1 pseudogene is annotated in these 283 nt (G+C 50.9%); it reads left to right on the forward strand.

The annotated features are described in order from the left end of the window. Positions 1-283, forward strand: a pseudogene (locus VU18_RS16125) (DUF4351 domain-containing protein); the annotation flags it as partial.

Raw genomic sequence — 283 nt, forward strand, 5'->3', positions numbered from 1 at the left:
TTCATGTGGAGAATCAAAGCTACGTGCAACCATCGTTTCCAGAGCGCATGTTTATCTATTTCAGCCGTCTGTTTGAAAAATACCGCACGCGCATCGTTCCGATCGCTGTCTTCAGCCATGATGCCCTTCGCGAGGAACCATCCGTGTTCTCAATCGAGTTTCCCTTTGGCGACGTGCTGCAGTTTCGCTTTTTCCCCGTAGAGCTGCGCAAGAAACATTGGAGAGACTACATCCGGCATGACAATCCGATCGCAGCTGCCCTCCTTGGCAAAATGGGGTATAC

It is taken from the genome of Geobacillus sp. ZGt-1, assembly GCF_001026865.1.
Lineage (GTDB): Bacteria > Bacillota > Bacilli > Bacillales > Anoxybacillaceae > Geobacillus > Geobacillus thermoleovorans.